Origin of the sequence: Bradyrhizobium sp. CCBAU 25360, from assembly GCF_028128695.1 — a bacterium.
GTDB lineage: Bacteria > Pseudomonadota > Alphaproteobacteria > Rhizobiales > Xanthobacteraceae > Bradyrhizobium > Bradyrhizobium ottawaense.
Genome location: NZ_LBJA01000039.1, coordinates 139,184 through 161,848, shown reverse-complemented (window position 1 = coordinate 161,848; position 22,665 = coordinate 139,184). Strand labels below are relative to the sequence as shown.

The 22,665-nt window shown below is 64.8% G+C and carries 20 protein-coding genes; 7 read left to right on the top strand and 13 right to left on the bottom strand.

The window, feature by feature from the left end; translation table 11 throughout:
* Positions 1–201 precede the first annotated feature (201 nt).
* Together XH81_RS18490 and XH81_RS18485 are read left to right on the top strand one after the other, a co-directional pair.
* Entirely contained in the window at positions 202–1,569 is a 1,368-nt protein-coding gene (locus XH81_RS18490; protein WP_028142055.1) for a flippase, read from the top strand.
* A gap of 197 nt (positions 1,570–1,766) precedes the next feature.
* A complete protein-coding gene (locus tag XH81_RS18485) occupies positions 1,767–2,591 on the top strand; it encodes a sulfite exporter TauE/SafE family protein (RefSeq protein ID WP_028142056.1) in 825 nt (274 codons plus the stop codon).
* Between the two features lie 156 nt (positions 2,592–2,747).
* On the opposite strand, the gene XH81_RS18480 is transcribed toward XH81_RS18485, so the two are convergent.
* From XH81_RS18480 to cysG, 12 genes are all read right to left on the bottom strand, one after another.
* Positions 2,748–3,536, bottom strand: coding sequence for a 3-hydroxybutyrate dehydrogenase (locus XH81_RS18480; protein WP_028142057.1), 789 nt, complete (start codon positions 3,534–3,536; stop codon positions 2,748–2,750).
* 1 nt (position 3,537) lies between these two features.
* Positions 3,538–4,713, bottom strand: a complete 1,176-nt coding sequence (locus XH81_RS18475) for a DUF3734 domain-containing protein (RefSeq protein WP_028142058.1) — start codon at positions 4,711–4,713, stop codon at positions 3,538–3,540.
* A gap of 77 nt (positions 4,714–4,790) precedes the next feature.
* Positions 4,791–5,294 carry a CAP domain-containing protein gene (locus XH81_RS18470; RefSeq protein ID WP_028142059.1) on the bottom strand — a complete coding sequence of 168 codons (504 nt, stop codon included), beginning with the start codon at positions 5,292–5,294 and terminating at the stop codon, positions 4,791–4,793.
* Between the two features lie 196 nt (positions 5,295–5,490).
* Entirely contained in the window at positions 5,491–6,525 is a 1,035-nt protein-coding gene (locus tag XH81_RS18465) for a sulfate/molybdate ABC transporter ATP-binding protein (RefSeq protein WP_028142060.1), read from the bottom strand.
* On the bottom strand, positions 6,515–7,438 hold the full coding sequence (cysW, locus tag XH81_RS18460) for a sulfate ABC transporter permease subunit CysW (RefSeq protein WP_028142061.1): 924 nt from the start codon (positions 7,436–7,438) through the stop codon (positions 6,515–6,517). Before cysW ends, XH81_RS18465 begins: the two co-directional genes overlap by 11 nt.
* A gap of 10 nt (positions 7,439–7,448) precedes the next feature.
* Positions 7,449–8,285 carry a sulfate ABC transporter permease subunit CysT gene (cysT, locus tag XH81_RS18455; protein WP_080670165.1) on the bottom strand — a complete coding sequence of 279 codons (837 nt, stop codon included), beginning with the start codon at positions 8,283–8,285 and terminating at the stop codon, positions 7,449–7,451.
* Between the two features lie 37 nt (positions 8,286–8,322).
* Positions 8,323–9,336 (bottom strand): sulfate ABC transporter substrate-binding protein, encoded by a 1,014-nt coding sequence (locus XH81_RS18450; RefSeq protein WP_085968055.1) that lies wholly within the window; start codon positions 9,334–9,336, stop codon positions 8,323–8,325.
* 108 nt (positions 9,337–9,444) lie between these two features.
* Positions 9,445–10,176, bottom strand: coding sequence for a phosphoadenylyl-sulfate reductase (locus XH81_RS18445; RefSeq protein WP_028142064.1), 732 nt, complete (start codon positions 10,174–10,176; stop codon positions 9,445–9,447).
* Positions 10,173–10,688 (bottom strand): DUF934 domain-containing protein, encoded by a 516-nt coding sequence (locus XH81_RS18440; protein ID WP_028142065.1) that lies wholly within the window; start codon positions 10,686–10,688, stop codon positions 10,173–10,175. The genes XH81_RS18445 and XH81_RS18440 overlap by 4 nt, the downstream gene beginning before the upstream one ends.
* The gene (locus tag XH81_RS18435) at positions 10,675–12,330 is read right to left on the bottom strand and encodes a nitrite/sulfite reductase (protein WP_028142066.1); all 1,656 of its coding nucleotides are present in this window, start codon (positions 12,328–12,330) and stop codon (positions 10,675–10,677) included. The genes XH81_RS18440 and XH81_RS18435 overlap by 14 nt, the downstream gene beginning before the upstream one ends.
* A gap of 11 nt (positions 12,331–12,341) precedes the next feature.
* Positions 12,342–12,659 carry a DUF2849 domain-containing protein gene (locus XH81_RS18430; RefSeq protein WP_028142067.1) on the bottom strand — a complete coding sequence of 106 codons (318 nt, stop codon included), beginning with the start codon at positions 12,657–12,659 and terminating at the stop codon, positions 12,342–12,344.
* Positions 12,656–14,080, bottom strand: coding sequence for a siroheme synthase CysG (cysG, locus tag XH81_RS18425; protein WP_028142068.1), 1,425 nt, complete (start codon positions 14,078–14,080; stop codon positions 12,656–12,658). Before cysG ends, XH81_RS18430 begins: the two co-directional genes overlap by 4 nt.
* Positions 14,081–14,325: 245 nt before the next feature.
* Between cysG and cysD the strand changes: the two genes are divergently transcribed.
* The 4 genes from cysD (at position 14,326) to XH81_RS18405 (ending at position 19,959) form a co-directional block, all read left to right on the top strand.
* Positions 14,326–15,120: a sulfate adenylyltransferase subunit CysD gene (gene cysD / locus XH81_RS18420; RefSeq protein ID WP_028142069.1), complete on the top strand. Its 795-nt coding sequence runs from the start codon at positions 14,326–14,328 to the stop codon at positions 15,118–15,120.
* 19 nt (positions 15,121–15,139) lie between these two features.
* Positions 15,140–17,056: an adenylyl-sulfate kinase gene (cysC, locus tag XH81_RS18415; RefSeq protein ID WP_028142070.1), complete on the top strand. Its 1,917-nt coding sequence runs from the start codon at positions 15,140–15,142 to the stop codon at positions 17,054–17,056.
* A gap of 394 nt (positions 17,057–17,450) precedes the next feature.
* Complete coding sequence (locus XH81_RS18410) at positions 17,451–19,616, top strand: malate synthase G (RefSeq protein ID WP_028142071.1); 2,166 nt, start codon at positions 17,451–17,453, stop codon at positions 19,614–19,616.
* Between the two features lie 142 nt (positions 19,617–19,758).
* A complete protein-coding gene (locus XH81_RS18405; protein ID WP_008546815.1) occupies positions 19,759–19,959 on the top strand; it encodes a CsbD family protein in 201 nt (66 codons plus the stop codon).
* A gap of 170 nt (positions 19,960–20,129) precedes the next feature.
* Here XH81_RS18405 and XH81_RS18400 read toward each other — a convergent pair whose 3' ends face one another.
* Positions 20,130–20,285 (bottom strand): Thivi_2564 family membrane protein, encoded by a 156-nt coding sequence (locus XH81_RS18400; protein WP_007599832.1) that lies wholly within the window; start codon positions 20,283–20,285, stop codon positions 20,130–20,132.
* A gap of 271 nt (positions 20,286–20,556) precedes the next feature.
* Here XH81_RS18400 and XH81_RS18395 point away from each other — a divergent pair, with 271 nt between their 5' ends.
* The gene (locus XH81_RS18395) at positions 20,557–22,650 is read left to right on the top strand and encodes a methyl-accepting chemotaxis protein (RefSeq protein ID WP_271596318.1); all 2,094 of its coding nucleotides are present in this window, start codon (positions 20,557–20,559) and stop codon (positions 22,648–22,650) included.
* The last annotated feature ends 15 nt before the right edge of the window (positions 22,651–22,665 follow it).

Genomic DNA, 22,665 nt, shown 5'->3' with positions numbered 1-22,665 from the left:
CCACAGGCGTGGTTTGGCGAAGACTCGGAGTGACAGCTCGCCCACAACTTCTTCTCGGGGTTATGGGTCCCGGATCTTCGCTTCGCTCGTCCGGGACGACACCGAGTATGGAACGCCACCCAACCGAATCTTAACGAATGGTTGCTAAGCCCCAGGGCCACCGCAGCAAGCCTGCGTCATGCGGTAGCCTGGGGACTTTAATTGGCCGTGATGGATGCAGACCCTGCAACGACCGGACCGGCCGGGCTGATCGCGCGGCTGCGGGCCAGGCTGACGGGCGGCCCGAGCGAGGCATCGCTGACGCGGCGGCTGGCCGGCACCATCTTCATCATCCGGGTCATCAGCGCGGGCCTTGCCTATTTTTCGCAGGTCCTGCTCGCGCGCTGGATGGGCACCTCCGACTACGGCATCTACGTGTATGTCTGGACCTGGGTGCTGCTGCTCGGCAGCATGATGGATTTCGGCATCTCGGCCTCGGCGCAGAAAATCATTCCGGAGTATCGCACCAGCGGCGAGCAGGCGCTGCTGCGCGGCTTTCTCTCCGGCAGCCGCTGGCTGACCTTCGCGGTGTCCACGCTGGTCTCGCTCGCTCTTGCCGGCATCGTCAGGCTGCTGTCGCCCTGGATCGACCCGGCCGAGGAGCTGCCACTCTATATCGGCTGCATGACGCTGCCCGCCTTCGTCGTCGCCAACACCCAGGACGGCATCGCGCGCTCGCATGACTGGATGCAACTCGGCCTGATGCCGCAATTCATCATCCGCCAGGGGCTGATCATCGGCATCACGGCCATCGCCTTCCTGCTCGGCTACCATCTCGGCGCCGTCGCCGCGATGATTGCGAGCGCCGGCGCAGTGTGGATCGCGATGACCGGGCAGATGGTGGTGCTGAACCGCAAGCTCGCCGGCCATATCGCGCCCGGCCCCAAGACCTATGACATCGGCGGCTGGCTCGCCGTCTCGCTGCCGATCCTGCTGGTCGAGAGCTTCTACCTGCTGCTGTCCTACACCGACGTGCTGGTGCTGCAGCAGTTCCGCCCCTCCGACGAGGTCGGGGTCTATTTCGCGGTGGTGAAGACGCTGGCGCTGGTCTCGTTCATCCACTACGCGATGTCGGCAACGACGGCGCACCGCTTCGCCGAATACAACGCAAGCGGCGACAAGGCACGCCTATCGGCCTATGTCGCGCATGCCATCAACTGGACGTTCTGGCCGTCGCTGGCGGCGACCATCGTGTTGCTCGCGCTCGGCAAGCCGCTGCTCTGGCTGTTCGGGCCGCAATTCGTGGTCGGCTACGACATCATGTTCGTCGCCGCGATCGGGCTCGTGGTGCGCTCCGCGATCGGACCGGTCGAGCGGCTGCTCAACATGCTCGGCCAGCAGAAGATCTGTGCGCTCGCTTATGCATTGGCCTTCGTGATGAACCTCATGCTCTGCATCGCACTCGTGCCGCGCTACGGCGGCCACGGCGCCGCGGCCGCGACCTCGATCTCGCTCACCTTCGAGACGGTGCTGCTGTTCTGGATCGTGCGACAGCGGTTGGGGCTGCACGTGCTGGCGTTTGGTAAATAGGTACTACGGCGCCGCCCTTGCTCACTCCCCGTGGGGAACGACTGTTTCGCAGTGCGCATGGGAACAACCGGAAACACCTCTCCATTTCCGACACGCAGCACAATTTTTCTTATTCCGCCCAAGCGGTTGCGCCCCAGGGAAAGTTTATTCTACGTCGTATTGCTCAACCGACGAGATCAACCTAAGATTCTCCAGACATGATCGATCCACTCTACGTCGCCTCCGGTTTCGGCGTCGGCCTGCTCGTCGGGATGACCGGCGTGGGCGGCGGTTCCCTGATGACGCCGCTGCTGATCCTGCTGTTCGGTGTTCATCCCTCCACCGCGGTCGGCACCGATCTGCTCTATGCCGCCGCCACCAAAACCGGCGGCAGCGTGGTGCATGGCTGGTCGCGCAGCGTGCACTGGCCCGCGGTGCTGCGGCTCGCCTGCGGCAGCATTCCCGCGAGCGCAGTGACGCTGCTGGTGCTGTGGAAGCTCGACCTCAGAAGCGATTCCGAGCGCAGCCTGGTTAATCTGGTGCTGTGCTTTGCGTTGCTGCTGACCGCGACCTCGCTGATCTTCCGCAAATCGATCATGGAGCGTTATCGCGGCCGGCTCGAACAGGTCGACGAGCGCACCACCGCGATTGCCACCGTCGTCACCGGAATCGTGCTCGGCGTGTTGGTGTCGATTTCGTCGGTGGGCGCCGGTGCGGTCGGCGTGACCGTGCTGCTGCTGCTCTACCCCCGCCTGCCCATGGCGACCATCGTCGGCTCCGACATCGCCCATGCGGTGCCGCTGACGCTGGTCGCCGGCATCGGGCACTGGGCGCTCGGCGACGTGGATTGGGCCCTGATGGGCGTGCTGCTGATGGGCTCGCTGCCCGGCATCATCATCGGCAGCTACAGCGCGACGCGGGTGCCGGAGACGGTGCTGCGGCTGACGCTTGCCAGCGTGCTGTTCGTGGTCGCAGGCAAGATCATGTTTGCGGAGCTGAACCTGTCGTCGGCGTTCGTGACGGCGCTGGCCTGGACGCATTGAGCGGCAGCGGACGCCTCCTTCTCGGTTTCGTAGGGTGGGTTAGCCGAAGGCGTAACCCACCTCTTTTGTTTCCTCGGGTAACAGAAGTGGTGGGTTACGCCGAGCAGATACGCTTCGCGTATCTGCAGGGCTAACCCACCCTACGGCATCGAGCCGTTACTCCGCCGTCCAGCCGCCATCGATCGAGAGATTGGTGCCGGTGATCTGGGCGGCATCATCGCCGCACAGGAACAGCGCCAATGCGGCGACCTGCTCGGACGTCACGAACTCCTTGGTCGGCTGCGCGTCGAGCAGAACGTCGTTGATGACCTGCTCGCGCGTCAGATTGCGCGCCTTCATCGTGTCGGGGATCTGCCGCTCCACCAGCGGGGTCCAGACGTAGCCGGGACTGATGCAGTTGCAGGTGATCTTGTGGGTCGCGACCTCCAGCGCCACGGTCTTGGTCAGGCCTGCGATGCCGTGCTTGGCCGAGACGTAGGCCGACTTGAAGGGCGAGGCGACCAGCGAATGCGCCGATGCCGTGTTGATGATGCGGCCCCAGCCTTTCTTCTTCATGCCGGGCACGGCGGCACGGATGGCGTGGAAGGCCGAGGACAGGTTGATGGCGATGATCTGGTCCCACTTCTCGAGCGGAAACTCCTCGATCGGCGAGACGAACTGGATGCCGGCATTGTTGACGAGGATGTCGACTGAACCAAAGGTCTTCTCGCCGAGCGCGATCATGCCGGCGATCTCGGCCGGCTTGGTCATGTCGGCGGGCGAATAGATCGCCTTCACCTTGAAGTCCGCCTCGATCTTCGCGCGCTCCTTCTCAATGTCCTCCGGCGTGCCGAAGCCGTTGATGACGACATTGGCGCCGGCGGCGGCGAAGGCGCGTGCATAGGCGAGCCCGATGCCGCTAGTGGACCCGGTCACGACGGCATTCTTGCCTGACAGACTACCCATTCTATTCGCTCCTTTTTGCCGGGGGCGCGGTGACGTCCCCCGTGAGATCGTAGGTCACCATGGTCTCACCGGACTGCGGCCGCTCGAGCCAGTCCTTGTGGCGCATCGACAGATGCACGTCGCGCACGCCGGCCTCCCAATGCTCGACCATGGCGACGTGCGAGAAGTCGTAATCCTTGGACGAGGATTCGTAGTTCTTGCTGCGGTAGATCAGATGCACGACGGTGACGGTGCTTTCGCGCGACACCTTCGCCAGGAATTCGACGGAAGGATCGTTCTTGAGATAATCCGGCAATTTGCCGATCAGGTCGCGCACCGCCCTGCGGGCGTTGTGGATCTGCTTGTTCTTGTCGGTGTTCATCCGCGTGCGGCTGGAATAGCGGATGTCCTTCTCGCGCTCGGCGGCCTCCAGCAGCGAGGTCGGCAGATCGCCGCGCGCGGAAAACAGGTCGACCTGGAAGATCAGCATGTCGCGATCGACCTCGGCGTCGAGCACGTAGTCGAGCGGCGTGTTGGAGGCGATGCCGCCGTCCCAATAATGCTCGCCCTCGATCATCACGGATGGAAAGCCGGGCGGCAGCGCGCCGGAGGCCATGATGTGCTCGGGGCCGATGGTCTTGCCGAGCTTCTTGAACTCGTAATTGTCGAAATATTTGAAGTTGCCGGAGGTGACGCCGACCGCGCCGACCGACAGGCGCGTCTTCAAATCGTTGATGCGGTCGAAATCGACCAGACGCTCCAGCGTCTTCTTCAGCGGTGCGGTGTCGTAATAGCTCTCGGCCTGCGGGCTGCCGGGCGGCCAGAGCGGCGCCGGCGGAATCCGCGGCGTGAAGAAGCCGGGCACGCCGAAGGTCGCGATCAGCGCGGCACTGGTCGAATTGAACAGCTCGCGGCTGTGGTCGCTCTTGCCGATCGGTTTCCACGGCACCGGCGCGGAGACCATCTCCCAGAATTCCTTGAGCCGCTTGACGCGCGTCGGGCCCTCGTTGCCGGCGATGATGGCGGCGTTGACCGCGCCGATCGAGATGCCGGCGACCCATTCCGGCTCGAAACCGTGGCCGCACAGCGCCTGATAGGCGCCGGCCTGATAGGAGCCAAGCGCGCCGCCGCCCTGAAGGACCAGGACGCGTTGCGCATTCGCGGGGATGCTGGCGGATTCCGGGCTATGATCGATCATGCAGGAACAATAGCAAAAGGCGAGCCACCGTGGCGACCCTCCGCCGCGGCGTCAATGCATCCCGGATCAAGTCTGGCTTATCGGGGCTCGGTCGAGGCCAGGATCATGGTCCAGAACACCTTGTATTTGGTGCCGGGAGCATAGCTCGCCGCGATGCCCAATTTTGTGACACCGCCCTTGAGCATGTTGGCGCGGTGGGGCGGCGAATCGCGCCAGCCGGAAAACGCTTCCGCCAGCGTATGATAGCCGGCCGAGACGTTCTCGACGGCAACGGTGGCGGGATAGCCGCCGGTGGCAAGGCGCTTGGCCAGCGGCGCGCGGACGTCGTGATCCATCTTGTTGGCCGCAGCCATAGCCTGGGACTGGGATTCGGCGAGCCGCATCAGGTCAGGGTCGATGACGACGGTGCCGAGGGCGTTGTTCTGGCGGTATTGCGAGATCATGATGGCTGCCGCCTGCGCATCGAGCTTGGAGCCCGGGACCGCCATATCGGCATACATGGACGGCTGCTGGACCGGTGCCTCGTTGCCGGCACAGCCGGCAAGCAGCAAAGTGATGAGAATTGCGGCCCCAGCGCGCATGTAAAGCCCCCGAATGAGGGGCCGTTGTTGCATACCAACCGTGGCTGAAAGGTGAATTTTGAAGAAAATCGTTCCTGTCATTCCGGGGCAGCGCGTAGCGCTGAACTGTGGTGCGCAATCGCGCACCTGAGACTCTCGCGCCATAACCTCGAGATTCCGGGTTCGATGCTTCGCATCGCCACGGAATGACAGAGCGTTAGCCCGCAAATATCCGGTAACGGCGCGGCTCGAGGCCGATGGTGTCGCCGGCGCGCAGTTCCTTGTCGCGGGGGGCGTCGATCTCGATGGTCTCGCCGCCCGACAATGCGACCTCGGCGCGCTGCACGGGACCGAAATTGCGGACGTGCTGGACCGCGCCCTCGAAGGCGCCGCTGCCGGGGGGCCCGACCAGCATGTCATGTCGCCGCACGAACAGTTTTGACGCGCCAGGCGCAAGCCCGTCCGCCGCGAGGGTGAGCGGCCGGTCACCCAGCCTGATCACGCCGCCTTCGACCTGAACCGGCAGTTCGATGGACTCGCCGATAAAGCCGTGCACGAAGGCCGTCGCCGGGGTCTCGTAGACGTCGTCGGGCGAGCCGATCTGCTCGATCCTGCCCTTGTCCATGACGACGACGCGGTTGGCGACTTCGAGCGCCTCCTCCTGGTCGTGGGTGACGAAGATGGAGGTGACGTTGATCTCGTGATGCAGCGAGCGCAGCCATCGGCGCAGTTCTTTCCGCACCTTGGCATCGAGCGCGCCGAAGGGCTCGTCGAGCAAGAGGATGCGCGGCTCGATCGCGAGCGCGCGGGCGAGCGCAATGCGCTGGCGCTGGCCGCCGGAGAGCTGGCTCGGATAGCGGTCGGCGAGCCAGTCGAGCTGAACGAGGTCGAGCAGTTCCTTGACCCGCGCCCGGATCGCGGCTTCGTCCTTGCGTACCGCGCGCGGCTGCACGCGCAGGCCGAAGGCGACGTTCTCGAACACGGTCATGTGGCGGAACAGCGCGTAATGCTGGAACACGAAGCCGACATGCCGCTCGCGCGCGCCCTGCGCCAGCGCGTCCTCGCCATTGAAGGAGACCTCGCCGGAATCAGGCCAGTCGAGGCCGGCGATGATCCGCAGCAGCGTGGTCTTGCCGGAGCCTGACGGACCGAGCAGCGCCAGCAATTCACCATTGTCGACCTTGAGGTCGACGCCGTCGAGGGCGGCAAAACTGCCGAACTTCTTGACGAGATTCTTGACTTCAATGGTCACTTGCGTCGTCTCCTTCGTCGAGGTGACGTTCGAGAACGGTCTTTGCGATCAGCGTGATCAGCGCCAGCATCGCCAGCAGCGAGGCGATCGCGAAGGCGGCGACGAACTGGTATTCGTTGTAGAGGATCTCGACCAGCAGCGGCATCGTGTTGGTCTCACCGCGGATATGGCCTGAGACGACGGAGACCGCGCCGAACTCGCCCATCGCACGCGCATTGCAGAGCAGGACGCCATAGAGCACGCCCCATTTGATGTTGGGCAGGGTGACGCGGAAGAAGGTCTGCAAGCCCGAAGCGCCGAGCGAAACCGCGGCCTCCTCCTCCTGCGTGCCCTGCTCCTGCATCAGCGGGATCAGCGCGCGCGCGACGAACGGGAAGGTCACGAAGGTGGTGGCGAGCGCAATGCCGGGCACGGCGAACAGGATCTGGATGTCGTGATCCCTGAGCCAGCCGCCGAAATAACCCTGCGCGCCGAACAGCAGCACGAAGACGAGACCGGAGATCACCGGGCTGACCGAAAACGGCAGGTCGATCAGCGTGATCAGGAAGGTCTTGCCCGGGAAATCGAATTTTGCAATCGCCCAGGCGGCGACGAGGCCGAAGACAAGGTTGAGGCCGACCGAGATCGCCGCGACGATCAACGTCAGCTTGATCGCGGCCAGCGCCTCCGGCTCGGCGAGCGCGGAGAGATAGGCGAGGATCCCCTTCGAAAAGGCCTGCGCGAACACGACCACCAGCGGCAGCACGACGAAGACGGAAAGAAAGGTCATCGCCAGCGCGATGATGGTGATGCGCACCGCGCGCGGCTCGGTGCGCAAATTGTCTTGCGCCGCCGCCGCATGTGCCCGGGCCTTCGCACGTGCCGTGGCGTCGGGAGCCGAGAGCGACACGGAGTCTGCGATCTGCATCGTCATCGCATCCTCCTCAGCGCGCCGGGATCCGGCTCCGCGCCCAGCGCTGGAGCCGGTTGACGGCGAAAATGATGACGAAGGAGACGACGAGCATGACCACCGCGATGGCGGTCGCGTCGGCGTAGCGAAATTCGGACAGCCGGATCACGATCAAGAGCGGCGCGATCTCGGAGACATTAGGCAGATTGCCGGCAATGAAGATCACCGAGCCGTATTCACCGACCGCGCGGGCAAAGGCGAGCGCGAGCCCGGTGAGCAGCGCCGGCGCGAGCGAGGGCAGGATCACGCGGACGATGGTCTGCCAGCGGCTGGCGCCCAGGCTGCCCGCGGCCTCCTCGATCTCGGGGTCGAGATCCTGCAGCACCGGCTGCACCGTGCGCACCACGAAGGGAATGCCGATGAAGATCATGGCGACGAAGATGCCGACCGGCGTGAACGCCACCTTGATGCCGAGCGCCGCGAGCGGCGCCCCGAGCCAGCCTTTCTCGGCGAACAGCGCGGTCAGCGCGACCCCGGCGACCGCCGTCGGCAGCGCGAAGGGCACGTCGACGATGGCGTCGAACAGCCGCCGGCCGGAGAAGCGGTAGCGCACCAGCGCCCAGACGATGATGCTGCCCATGACGAGGTTGACGCAGGCCGCCGCGAACGCGAGGCCGAAGGAAACCCGCAGGGCATTCAGGGTGCGCCGGCTGGAGAGGATGTTCCAGAACTGCTCGGGGCTGAGCTCGAGCGATTTCAGGAACAGCCCGGCGAGCGGAATCAGGATGATGATCGACAGCCAGGAAAGCGTCAGTCCCATGGTGAGACCGAAGCCCGGCAATGTCCGGCGTCGTGCTGCGCGTGCGCTCACCAGGCCCCCTGCTAAAGCCCATTAAGACAGCGCCAGATCAATTCTTATAGATCTGGTCAAAGATGCCGCCATCGGCGAAATGTTCCTTCTGCGCCTTGGTCCAACCACCGAAAACGTCGTCGATCGTGAATAGTTCGACCTTTGCGAAGGCGTTTTCGTATTTTTTGGCAATCTCGGCATCGCGCGGGCGGTAGAAGTTGCGCGCGGCGATCTCCTGCCCCTCCTTGGTGTACCAATACTGGAGGTAGGCATCGGCGGCGTTGCGGGTGCCCTTCTTGTCGGCAACCTTGTCGACGATCGCGACCGGCGGCTCGGCGAGGATGGATTGCGGCGGCGCCACGATCTCGAATTTCTCCCGGCCGAATTCCTTCAGGGCGAGAAACGCCTCGTTCTCCCAGGCGAGCAGCACGTCGCCGACGCCACGCTCGACGAAGGTCACGGTGGCGCCGCGCGCGCCGGTATCGAGCACCGGCACCTGCTGGTAGAGCTTTCCGATGAAGTCCTTGGCCTTGTCGGCGGCGCCGTATTTCTTCTGCGCAAAGCCCCAGGCCGCCAGATAATTCCAGCGCGCGCCGCCCGATGTCTTCGGGTTCGGCGTGATCACGGCAACGCCCGGCTTGATCAGATCGTCCCAGTCCTTGATCGCCTTGGGGTTGCCCTTGCGCACCAGGAACACGATGGTTGACGTGTAGGGCGACGCATTCTGCGGTAACCGCTTCTGCCAGTCCGTCGCCGTGAGGCCCTTGCCGGCGATCGCGTCGACGTCGTAGGCGAGCGCGAGCGTCACCACGTCGGCCTGCAATCCGTCGATCACCGCCCGCGCCTGCGAACCGCTGCCGCCATGCGACTGCTTGATCTCGACGCTCTTGCCGGTTTCCTTCTGGTAGGCATTCGCGAACGCCTTGTTGAATTCGGCATAGAGCTCGCGCGTCGGATCATACGACACGTTGAGCAGATTGATGTCAGCAGCGAGAGCCGCGCTTGCCAAGAAACCCGTCGCGAGAAGTCCTGCAGCGAGCGGAACGATACGGCGGATCATGTCCATCTCCATTCACTTCGACGACGTCAGTGTCAGCGAAGGCAGGCGAAACTCGCGGCGAAATGCGCTTAAGTCAACGAAACCGGATTTTCTTGTTCGCAGCGTGGCAGCGTGACTGTGCTACGAAGTCTTCATCGTGTGGATGCCGCATTCTGTCTTGGCCCGGCCGCGCCAGCGACCGGCACGTTCATCCTCACCCTCGGCCGTTCTGCTCGTGCAAGGCATACACCCAACCGACAGGAAACCGGAGGCGGCCAGTGGATGACGCGGCAATTTGGCGCGGACGAAGATGGCCTCGAGTTCCTCGCGCGAGACGTTGGCGAAGGGGTTGAACTTCAACCGCGCGCCATCGTCTTCGACCACCGGAATGTCGGCGCGCGCATTGCCCTGGAAGCGCTTGCGGCCGTTGAGCCAGGCCGAGAACGGCTTCAGTGCCCGCGCCAGCGGCTCGACTTTACGAATGCGGCAGCAGGCGTCGGGATCGGAGAACCAGAGTTCGCGATCGGGATCGTCACGCGACAATGTTTCTTCCGCAGGCTTGATCGAACGGACGTCCTTCAGGCCAAGCGTCGCGATCAGCGTGTCGCGATAGGCCAGCGTCTCCTCGAACAGCCAGCCGGTATCGAGGAAGATCACGGGGATCGCGGGGTCGACGTCCGCCATGACCTTCAGCAGCGTCGCCGATTCCGTGCCGAACGACGACACCAGCGCAAGCTTTTCGCGCCCGACCGTCTTCAGCGCCGCGGCGACGATCTCCGCGGGCGAGGCATCGCGCAGCGCGCGATCGAGTTCGTCCGCCGACGGCAGCGCAGAGGCGGACGTCGGCGAAACCTGAGGCGCGATCGCGTTCACGTGCCGACACCTTCGGAATGACGCAGCTGCATGCGCCGGTGCAAGGCCGTGATGCGGCCGTCGCCGGTCGGCTGGTAGAACACCGAATAGCGCTTGGCGGTCTGCATGAAGGCTTCCGCGTCGGCCTGCTTCTTGACGTCGAAGGCATCGAAGCCGGCGCGCAGCATGAACACGAACTGGTCGCGCAGCACCTGGCCGGTGGCGCGCAATTCGCCGCGGTAATTGTAACGCTCGCGCAGCAGCCGGGCCTGACTGTAGGCACGGCCGTCGCGGAAGGTCGGGAACACCAGCGCAACGACGGCGATCTTGCCGAGATAGGGGACCAGTTCGGCGATGTCGCGGTTGTTCGGCCAGATCACGCCGACCTTGCCGGCACGCTCGAGCAGCGCATCGGCCTCGCCGATGAAGCGCTCGGCCGGCACCAGGATGTCGCCGCCCTCGGGCAGCGGCGTGTCGACGGCCAGCTTGACGAAGCTGTCGTCGGCGATCTTTCCGCCGTTAACGAGTGGCATAAACGCGCTCCTTGAAGGGTTCGACGCCGAGGCGTTTCACTGTGTCCATGAACAGCTCGTCGGGCCGCTCGCGCAGCGCCAGATAGGCTTCCACGATGTCCTCGACGACGTCGGCGACCTCGTCGAACTTGACGCCCGGCCCGATCAGGTTCCCGAGCGCGGCGTTTTCGTCTGCACGGCCGCCGATGGTGATCTGGTAAACTTCCTCGCCGTTCTTCTCGACGCCGAGAATGCCGATATGGCCGACATGGTGATGACCGCAGGCGTTGATGCAGCCTGAGATGTTGATGTGGAGCCGGCCGATCAGGTTGGCGAGCTCGTGGTTGGCGAAGCGCCGCGTCAGTTCCTGCGCGATCGGGATCGAGCGCGCATTCGCCAGCGAGCAATAGTCGAGACCCGGGCAGGCGATGATGTCGGTGATCAGATTGACGTTCGGCGTCGCGAGGCCAAGCTTGTCGAGTGCCTTCCACAGCGCCGGCAGATCGCGCTTGGCGACATGCGGCAGTGCCAGGTTCTGTTCGTGACCAACGCGGATCTCACCGAAGGAATATTTGTCGGCGAGATCGGCCAGCGCATCCATCTGCTCCGCCGTGGCATCGCCCGGGGGCGCGCCAATCGGCTTCAGCGAGATCGTGACGATGGCATAGCCCTGGTTCTTGTGCGAGGCCACCGAGTTCTTGCGCCACGCTTCGAAATCGGGATCGGCCGCGGCCTGCCGAAGTTCGTCCGGCATGTGCGGGAGCTTTTCGTAAGGAGGATAGGTGAAGCGCGAGCGGATGTCCTCGATCACCTCGTCGTCGATCTGGAGCGAGGAGTTGCGGATGTGCTGCCACTCCTCCTCGACCTCGCGGGAGAACTTCTCGATGCCGAGCTCGTGCACCAGGATCTTGATGCGCGCCTTGTAGATGTTGTCGCGGCGACCGTACTGATTGTAGACGCGCAGGATCGCCTCGATATAGCTGAGGATATCGCGGCCGTGCACGAAGTGCTTGATGGTCTTGGCGATGAACGGCGTGCGGCCAAGACCGCCGCCGACCAGCACCTCGAAGCCGGTCTCGCCCTTTTCGTTCTTGATCAGGCGAAGGCCGATGTCGTGGATCTTGATCGCGGCACGGTCGTGGTCCGACGCGGTGATCGCGATCTTGAACTTGCGCGGCAGGAACGAGAATTCCGGATGCAGCGTGGTGTGCTGGCGGATCAGCTCCGACCAGATGCGGGGATCCTCGATCTCGCCCGGCGCGACGCCGGCCCACTGGTCCGAGGTGACGTTGCGCATGTTGTTGCCGGAGGTCTGCATCGCATGGATGCCAACCTTGGCGAGATCTTCCAGCGCGTCCGGCAATTCGGCGAGCTTGATCCAGTTGAACTGGATGTTCTGCCGCGTGGTGAAATGGCCGTAGCCGCGGTCGTATTTGCGCGCGACATGGGCGAGCGCCCGCAGCTGGTTCGTCGCCAGCGTGCCATAAGGGATCGCAACGCGGAACATGTAGGCGTGCAGTTGCAGATAGACGCCGTTCTGCAGGCGCAAGATCTTGAACTCGTCCTCGGTGAGCTCGCCGGAGAGGCGCCGCTTCACCTGGTCGCGGAACTCCGAGACGCGCTCATTGACGAGCGTGCGGTCGATTTCGTCGTAAGCATACATAAGAAAGCGCCTTAAACCTGGGCCGACTGTCCGATGGTCACACCGGTGCGGCGGATCTGTTCGCGCAGATTGCCGGGTTCGATCTTGCCGTCCGCGCCGACCTGCACCGGGGCGATATAGGGACCGATCGCGCCGACGTCATCGGCGACGGACTCCGCAAGCAACGCCTTGGCCTCGTCGGAGTTGCGCACGATCGCAGCTTCCGACAGGTCCGGGGACCAGCTCCTGGCGGCGGTGCGATAAACCACGATGCCGTCCCAAGTACGGTTGGCGGTCACGATCGAGGGGCCGGCGATCTTGATCTTCTTCTGTTCAAGCGGAGAGGTCATTCGGCTGCATCCAATAGGTCAGAGATGATTTGCTTTGGGGTTTCGCGGCGAAGGGAACCGGCATGCCGGACCACCTCGCCGATGATGAGAATGGCGGGACCGCCGCTGACCCGCCGCACCAGCTCGGGAAGGTCGCGCAGCGTGCCGATCGCGCCCTGCGCATCGGGACGGGTGACGCGCGCGAACACGCCGACCGGCGTCTCCGGCGAACGGCCAGCGGCGAACAGGCCGGCGCGCACTGCGGGCGCGGCAGTCATGCCCATGTAGACCACGACGGTCATTCTGGTGTCGGTCAGGGTCGACCAGTCCACCGCTTCCGCGTCGCGCGCCTTGTGCGCGGTGAGGAAGGTGATGCGGGTCGCTTCGTGACGGAAGGTGAGCGGCACCTCGAAATCGGCGGCGCCGCCGAGCCCCGCGGTGATGCCGGGGATGATCGAATAGGCGACGCCTGCCGCGCGCAGGGCTTCGACCTCTTCGCCACCACGGCCGAACACGAAGGGATCGCCGCCCTTCAGCCGCACCACGCGCTGACCGGATTGCGCGGCCTCGATCATGCGCTTGTTGATGGCGTCCTGGCCGATGCCGGGCTTGCCGACGCGGCGGCCGACGGCAACGCGCGTGGTGTCGCGGCGGATGCGGTCGAGAATTTCGCCCGAGACCAGCTCGTCATGGAAGACGATGTCGGCGTCCTGCAATGCGCGCAGCGCCTTGATGGTGAGAAGATCGGGATCGCCGGGACCGGCGCCGACCAGCGCGACCGAGCCTTCCGGCTTATCGGCGCACGCGAATTCGGAGGGATCGGCAATCGCCTTGAGCGCGGCCTCCGCCTCGCTCCTGCGGCCGCCGAGCACGGCAGCGCCGATCGGGCCGTCGATGACGCGCTCCCAGAACCGGCGGCGCAGCGGAAACTCAGTGATGCGCTCGTTGATGGACTTGCGAAAGCCGCCGATGAACTCGGCGAGCTCGCCGATACGGGCCGGCAGCAGCGCCTCGATCTTCTCGCGCACGCGCCGTGCCACGACGGGCGAAGTGCCGCCGGTGCCGACTGCGACCACGACATCGCCGCGATCGACGATCGCCGGGAAGATGAAGCTGGAATGTTCGAGATCGTCCATGACGTTGACGGGCAGACCGAGAGCCTTGGCGCGAACCGACATCGCCACGCCGACATCACCCGCACCAGCGCAGACGATGGCGATGACGCCGGCGAGACCGGCGGTCAGTGGATCGCCGGCAGCGATCTCGATCCGCACCGCGTCCTCCGAGTTGAGACCCAGATCCTGATTGCCGTCGATCGCATGCACGCGGATGCGGGCACCGGCCGCAGCGAGCACGCGCAGCTTGGCACGCAAAAGCTCACCCGCGCCGATGAGGACCACCGGACCGGCCTTGAGATCGAGAAACACCGGCAAGAACCGCATGCGATACTCGCTTCCCCCACATCCGGGGTTGACTGGAATTATTTTCTATATATGTGTCGTTTCGAGCGCGCAAAGAGAAAATTTTTTCTTCTCTTCCGCACCGCAACTATAGAATTTTCGCCTCCAAACGCAAAGTGGCAGAGATGCATCTTCTCAAGGACGATTCCGCAGCGAGCGGACTGAGCAGCGCGGCCCCGGCCGAGCGCGCACGCACGCAAGAATTTTCTGCTGACCTTGCCCCCAGCATGGACCATCTCGACCAGCTCGAGGCGCAGAGCATCTACATCTTCCGCGAGGCCTTCGCCCGGCTGAAGAAGATCGCGCTGCTGTGGTCGCTCGGGAAGGACTCCAACGTCATGATCTGGCTGGCGCGGAAAGCGTTCTTCGGCCGCGTGCCGTTCCCGGCTTTGCATGTCGACACCGGCAAGAAGTTTCCGGAGATGTACCGCTTTCGGGATCACTACGGCAAAGAATGGGATCTCGATCTGCGCGTCGAGCCCTGCCCGCCCATCGATGCCGTCGATCCGACGCTGCCGCCGGCCGCGCGCTCCGCTGCGCGCAAGACCGAAGGCCTCAAGATGGCGCTCGGCAAATTCGGCTTTGACGGCCTGATCGCCGGCATCCGCCGCGACGAGGAGGCAACGCGCGCCAAGGAGCGTGTGTTCTCGCCGCGCGGGCTCGAAGGCAATTGGGACGTGCGCGACCAGCCGCCGGAGTTCTGGGACCATTTCAACGCCTCGCCGCCGCAGGGCGCGCATCTGCGCATCCATCCGATCCTGCATTGGACCGAGGCCGACATCTGGGCCTACACCAAGCGCGAGAACATCCCGATCATCCCGCTATATCTCGCCAGGGACGGCAAGCGCTATCGCTCGCTGGGGGATCACGACATCACCAATCCGGTCGCGTCGACCGCGTCCAACATCGACGAGATCCTGATCGAGCTCGAGCAGACCAAGGTGCCGGAGCGCGCCGGCCGCGCACTCGACCACGAGACCGAGGACGCCTTCGAGCGCCTGCGCGTCGCCGGCTATCTCTGATCAAGAACGCGAGCGCGATATGAACATGATCGTCACCCCCGCTTCGCCGGCCACCCCGAACGGCACCACCCGTCCGCAGGTCCGCATCGTCATCGTCGGCCACGTCGACCACGGCAAATCGACGCTGGTCGGCCGCCTCTTGCACGAGACCGGCAGCCTGCCCGACGGCAAGCTCGACATGCTGAAAGCCGTCAGCGCGCGACGCGGCATGCCGTTCGAATGGTCGTTCCTGCTCGATGCGCTGCAGACCGAGCGGGACCAGGGCATCACCATCGACACCACGCAGATCCGCTTCCGCACCAATTCGCGCGACATCGTTCTGATCGACGCGCCCGGCCACGCCGAATTCCTGCGCAACATGATCACCGGCGCCTCGCAGGCCGACGGCGCGGTGCTGATCATCGACGCGCTCGAAGGCGTGCGCGACCAGACACGGCGGCACGGCTATCTCCTGCATCTGCTCGGCGTGAAGCAGGTCGCTGTTGTCGTCAACAAGATGGACCGCGTTGATTTCTCCGCCGACCGCTTCAAGGAGATCAGCGACGAGATTTCGGCGCATCTGAACGGCCTCGGCGTGAAGCCTACGGCCGTGATCCCGATTTCCGCCCGCGACGGCGACGGCGTCGCCGAGCGCACCGACCGGATCGGCTGGTACAAGGGCCCGACCGTGGTCGAGGCGCTGGACCGGCTGGAGCCGGCGCGGCCGCTCGAAGCGCTGGCGCTGCGGCTGCCGGTGCAGGCGATCTACAAGTTCGACGACCGCCGCATCGTCGCGGGCCGCATCGAATCCGGCAGCCTTATTGCCGGCGACGAGATCGTGATCATGCCGGCTGGCAAGATCGCGAAGATCAAGACCGTCGAGAGCTGGCCGGTGACGCCGGTTGCGGGACGGCAGGGCGCGGGCCGCTCGGTCGGCATTACGCTCGACCGCGAACTATTCGTCGAGCGCGGCGATATCATCGCGCACGCGAGCGCCGCCCCGCGCGAGACGCGGCGGCTGCGCGCGCGGATCTTCTGGCTGCACGACAAGCCGCTCGCCAAGGGCGACCAGCTCCTGGTCCGCTGCGGGCCGAAGGAAAGCCGCGCCACGGTCGTCGCGATCGAGAAGGCGGTCGATCCGGGCGAGCTCTCGAGCAGCGAGAACAAGGCGATCGGCCGCAACCATGTCGGCGAGATCGACATCTCGCTGTCGAATCCGATTGCCACCGATCCCTACACCGAGAATCCGCGCACCGGCCGTCTCGTGATCGAAGTCTCCGGGCGCATCGCCGGCGGAGGTCTGGTGCTGTCGGTCGATGCCGGCCAGCGCGCCTTGCCGGTGGACATCGTGCCGGTGGAATCCGCACTTCGTCCCGACGAGCGCTCCGCGCGCTATCAGCACAACGGCGCGGTGGTCTGGCTCACCGGCCTGCCGGCCTCGGGCAAGTCGACGCTCGCCAAGGCGCTGGAACGGCGGCTGTTCACCAATGGCGGCTCGCCGATCCTGCTCGACGGCGACACGCTGCGCGCCGGGCTCAACAGCGATCTCGGCTTCTCCACGGCTGATCGCAGCGAGAACATCCGCCGCCTTGCCGAAGTCGCAACGCATCTCGCACGTAACGGCCATATCGCCATCGTCGCCGCGGTCTCGCCCGCGCGCGAGGACCGCGCCACGGCGCGCCGCATCGCCGACACCGCGTTCCGCGAGATCCATGTCGCGACGCCGGCAGAGGTCTGCGAGGATCGCGATCCCAAGGGGCACTACAAGAAGGCCCGCGCCGGCGCGCTGGCGTCGTTCACCGGCATCGGTAACGACTACGAAGCGCCGCAGGCGGCCGAGCTCGTGATCGACACCTCGACGCGGACCGTCGCCGAGGCAGCCGATGAGATCGAGCAGATGCTGAAGACGACGGGCGTGCTGTTCGACGAAACCGTGGACCTCGCCGCGAATATTTGAGGCAGGCTCCATCCGCTTGCGCAGCTGCGTTCCCTCCCCCCTTTTGGGGGGGAGGGCTAGGGAGAGGGGTCCACACGGGGACTCTCCCAATCAATCAGAGCACTCCGCTCCCGTCGAATCCCGACACACCTTTTCCTGAGCCACCCCTCTCCCCAGCCCTCCCCCACAAGGGGGAGGGAGCGCAGTTGTGTCCGTGGCGCGAAGTTGGGATCAAATTTGTAAAGCCAGCTGCCCGCCACACCTGCTCTTGACATTTTGACAAACCCCTGGGGGTCTTCTCACCGCCCCGATTTTGGGGCTAATAGGCCCCGAAAGCCGCTCCCTCGTGGGCGCATTTTGCTGCTATCGGGTCAAAAGCAGCCAAAAACAGCCATTTCCAACAAGAAAGCCCATCATGAAACGCGTCGACGCCCACGGATTGAAGATCGCTCCCGTCCTGTTTGATTTCATCGCCAAGGAAGCGGCCCCGAAAACGGGGATCGCGCCGGATGCGTTCTGGGCCGGGCTTGCCGCCATCATCAAGGATCTGGGGCCGAAGAACCGCGCATTGCTGGCGGTGCGCGACACGTTGCAGGCCAAGATCGACGACTGGCACCGCGCCAGCAAAGGCAAGGCGTTCGACCTCAACGCCTATACCGCCTTCCTCAAGGAGATCGGCTATCTCGTTCCGGAGCCGGCGACCCAGAAGGTCGAGACCGCCAATGTCGACGAGGAGATCGGCAAGATCTGCGGCCCGCAGCTCGTCGTGCCCCTCACCAACGCGCGCTATGCGCTGAACGCGGCGAATGCGCGCTGGGGTTCGCTCTATGACGCCTTCTACGGCACCGATGCGATCCCGCATGATCCGTCCGAGGGCGGCAAGGGCTACAACAAGGCGCGCGGCGACAAGGTGATCGCCAAGGCCAAGGCGTTCCTCGATGCCGCTGTGCCGCTTGCCACCGGCAGCCACACCGACGTCACCGCCTACAGTGTCGTCGCGGGCCAGCTCGCGGTGAAGCTGAAGAGCGGCAATGCCACCGCGCTGAAGAACGCGGCGCAGTTCGCCGGCTTCCAGGGCGATGCGGCCGCGCCTTCGGCCGTGCTGCTCGCCAACAATGGCCTGCATGTCGAGGTGAAGATCGACCGCAGCAGCGCGATCGGCAAGGACGATCCGGCCGGCGTCGCCGACATGATCATGGAATCCGCGGTTTCCACCATCCTCGACATGGAGGACTCGGTCGCAGCCGTCGATGCCGAGGACAAGGTGCTGGTCTACCGCAACACGCTCGGCCTGATGAACGGCACGCTGTCGGCCGATTTCGAGAAGGGCGGCAAGACGCTGACGCGCTCGCTCAACGCCGACCGCAGCTACAAGACCCCGGACGGCAAGGGCGAGGTCAAGCTGCACGGCCGCAGCCTGCTCTTGATGCGCAATTGCGGTCACCACATGTTCACCGACGCGGTGCTGGACGAGAAGGGCGAGGAGATTCCGGAAGGCCTTCTGGACGCCGCCGTCTCCGGCCTGCTCGCGATCCACGACCTCAAGGGCAATTCGAAGGTCAAGAACAGCCGCACGGGATCTGCCTATATCGTCAAGCCGAAGATGCACGGCCCGGACGAGGTGTCGCTCACCTGCGAGATCTTCGACCGCGTCGAGAAGATGCTGTCGCTGCCGGAGAACACGCTCAAGGTCGGCATCATGGACGAGGAGCGGCGCACCACCGTCAACCTCAAGGCCTGCATCCAGCGCGCCTCCAAGCGCATCATGTTCATCAACACCGGCTTCCTCGACCGCACCGGCGACGAGATCCACACCTCGATGGAAGCCGGCCCAATGATCCGCAAGAACGAGATGAAGGCGCAGGCCTGGATCAAGGCCTATGAGGACTGGAACGTCGACATGGGCCTGACCTGTGGCCTGCCCGGGCACGCCCAGATCGGCAAGGGCATGTGGGCCGCCCCCGACAAGATGGCGGACATGCTGGCGCAGAAGCTTGGCCATCCGCAGGCCGGCGCCACCACCGCCTGGGTGCCCTCGCCGACTGCAGCGACGCTGCACGCGCTGCATTACCACCAGGTCAACGTGATCGCTCGCCAGGAAGAGCTCACCAAAGGCGGACCGCGCGCAAAGCTTTCGGACATCCTCACCATTCCGGTGTCGAAGTCGAACTGGGCGCCCGATGACGTCAAGCAGGAGATCGACAACAACTGCCAGGGCATCCTCGGCTATGTCGTGCGCTGGATCGACCAGGGCGTCGGCTGCTCCAAGGTGCCCGACATCCACGACGTCGGCCTGATGGAAGACCGCGCCACCTTGCGGATCTCCAGCCAGCATCTCGCCAACTGGCTGCACCAGGGCGTGATTACCGAGGCGCAGGTGATGGAATCGCTCAAGCGCATGGCGGTCGTTGTCGACAAGCAGAACGCCGGCGATGCCATCTACAAGCCGATGGCGCCCGCCTTCGACGGCGTCGCCTTCAAGGCCGCCTGCGACCTCATCTTCAAAGGCCGCGAGCAGCCGAACGGCTACACCGAATACATCCTCACCGCGCGCCGCCGCGAGGCCAAGGCGAACGGCTGATAGTCAGCCGGCTCGAAACACCGAAAGCCCCGGCTCACGCCGGGGCTTTTTTGTTGAGCGCAGCGGGCGAAACGTCGCGCCGCGCAGCGGAACGGCCGCGCGGCGGTCGCGTTGTACGGCCATCAACCCATGGGAGATGGTCATGGACTGGAATCGCATCGAAGGAAACTGGAAGCAGTTCAAGGGTTCGGCCAAGGAGAAGTGGGGCAAGCTCACCGACGACGACCTCCAATTGATCGAGGGACGCCGCGAACAGCTCGAGGGCCGGCTCCAGGAACGCTACGGCAAGGCCAAGGACCAGGTTCGTCAGGACGTCGACGACTGGCTGAAATCGCTGCACTGAAGCAGCGCAAACGAAGCCCCGGCGAAGGCCGGGGCTTCTTGTTTGGCGAGTGGCCCGGATGTGCCAACGGGTCGGCGCGAAGCGCCGCCCGATGACAGGCTCCGCGACATCCGGGACCTTTGTTGCGGCACCCCGGATATCGCTGCGCTCATCCGGGCTTTGATCCCTTGCTAGAACACCGCGAGATATTTCAGCAGCGAGACGATGCCGATGATGATGACGACCACGCGCGCGATCTGCTTGGCGCGGCCGTCCATCGGCAGCATGTTGATGAGATAAAGGACGAGAATAACGACGAGAAAAGTGACGAGTACGCCCACCAGCATCGCGAAACCCCCTTCAGGCAAATTGCGACCACCGCTCTAACGCCTGTCTCCCGCGCTGGTTCCATCGCGGCAACCCATTGCAACTTCTAGTAAATACGTACTTCTACGATCGGACGGCCTGCCTAAAATTTTACCCTTTTTCATTCAGATGCGGAAATAACGCCGGGGCCGTGGGCCGCAAACGGCGTGCGATTGCCGTTCTGCCGCGCTAGGCTTGTCGATGTTGCCGGGCGTTTTCAAGAGCTTTGCAATGGGAGTTGGGGGGACTTCGATGCTGAATCGTCTGACCGTATCCACGCTGCTGAAGGCGGTGATCGCGATCACGTCGGCCTGCGTGGTGCTCGCGCTCTCGCTCACCGCCTTCGAGTCCTGGGATCGCCTCAAGACCGCCAATCGCATCTCGCAGACCGCCGACGCATCCGCCGATTTGTTCAAGGCGATGCACAGCCTGCGCACCGACCGATCGACCACGACGCGGCTCCTCAACTCGGCCGAACCGATGGATGCCGAGATCGAGAAATATCTGCGCGCGAGCCGGGACACCGAGATGCCGGCAATGGCACGCGCGCTGGAGCTGCTGCCGGTCATGGACTTCCCGCAATCGGGCACGCTGGTGCCGGAGCTTGCGCGCCTCCACAAGTTGCTGACCGAAGAGCAGAAACAGTTCTGGGCAGATATGGCCAAGCCCAGGGATCAGCGCCGCGCCGGCCTGGCGAAGGAATATATGGAGACGACGGGCGGCCTGCTCGAAACGCTCGACAAGCTGTCGAACGTCCTGGCCGCCACCGTCAACCACCAGGACGCCGTGATCGACCAGCTGCTGTCGATCAAGCAGAACGCCTGGCTGCTCCGCAACACCGCGGGCGAAGCTTCGCTGGTCGTCTCGACCGGTCTTGCCGCCGGCAAGATCACACCGGAAGCCCGCAACAACTACACCCAGCATGTCGGCGGCACGTCGGCGATGTGGAAGGCGCTCGAATTGTCAGCCTCGGGCATGCAGTTGCCGCCCGCGCTCGTCTCCGCCATGGCCGCGGCCAAGACCGCCTATTTCGAGCCGCAATATCTGACCCTGCGGGACCGCCTCGCTGACACTTTGGTCAAGGGCGAGAAGGCCGAGATGACCGCCAACCAGTGGAGCCCGCTCACGGTCGGCCGCCTTTCCAGCGCTGTCACCGTGGCGGAAGCCGCCCTTGACGCCGCCAAGGTCCATACGCTGGAGCAGCGCGGCGCCGCGCAGCGCGCGCTAATCGTGCAGCTTGGATTGCTGGGGCTCGCCATCGGCCTTGCCGTCGGCGCGGTCATGCTCGTGAGCCGCCGCGTGATCCATCCGCTCAACACCATCCGCGACGCCATGCTGAAGGTCGCCGGCGGCGACCTTGCCGTCGACAGCGGCTATCTCGATCGTCAGGACGAGATCGGCGCACTGGCCGGCGCGCTGGAGACCTTCAAGCAGCAGGCCACCGACAAGCTCAAGATCGAAGAGCAGGAGCGCGAGCGCAATGCGGGCGCTTCCGCACGCCAGCGCGCCGTTGAAGCCTATGTCGGCGAGTTCGAGGGCGCGGTGCGCAAGACGCTGGGCGAATTGGGCGAGGCGTCCGGCGAGATGCGCAAGACCTCGGGCGACCTCTCCGCCGTGTCGCGCCAGACCAACGATCGCGTCCAGGTCGCCGGCAAGGCCTCCAACGACGCCTCCATGAGCGTCGACAGCGTCGCCGCCGCCGCCGAGGAGCTCTCGGCCTCGATCAACGACATCAGCCAGCAGGCCGCGCATGCCGCAGGCATCGCCGGTCGCGCCGTCACGCAGGCGCGCGAAACCGACGGCACCGTGCAGGGCCTGGCGAAGTCGGCGGGGCGCATCGGCGAGGTCGTCGGTCTCATCAACACCATCGCGGCGCAGACCAATCTGCTCCCGCTCAACGCCACCATCGAAGCGGCGCGCGCCGGCGAAGCCGGCCGCGGCTTTGCCGTGGTCGCCTCCGAGGTGAAGTCGCTGGCAAGCCAGACCGCGAAGGCGACCGAGGAGATCTCCGAGCAGATCGCCGACATCCAGAAAGTCGCGGGCGACGCCATCAACGCGATCCAGACCATCGGCGGCATCATCGGCGGAGTGAACGAAGTGGCGACCGCCATTGCCGCCGCCGTGCAGGAGCAGGGTGCGGCGACGCAGGAGATCACCCGCAGCACGCAATTCGCGGCGCAGGGCACCAAGAACGTCTCGGACAACATCACCGGCGTCAAAGCCGATGCGGACGCTGCCGCCGCAGCCGCCGACAATGTGAAGCAGGCCTCCGAGATGCTGGAGAGCCAGAGCCGCCAGCTCGGCCATGAGGTCAGCGACTTCCTCGGCAAGATCCGCGCGGCGTAGGCGCGGATCGGGAGA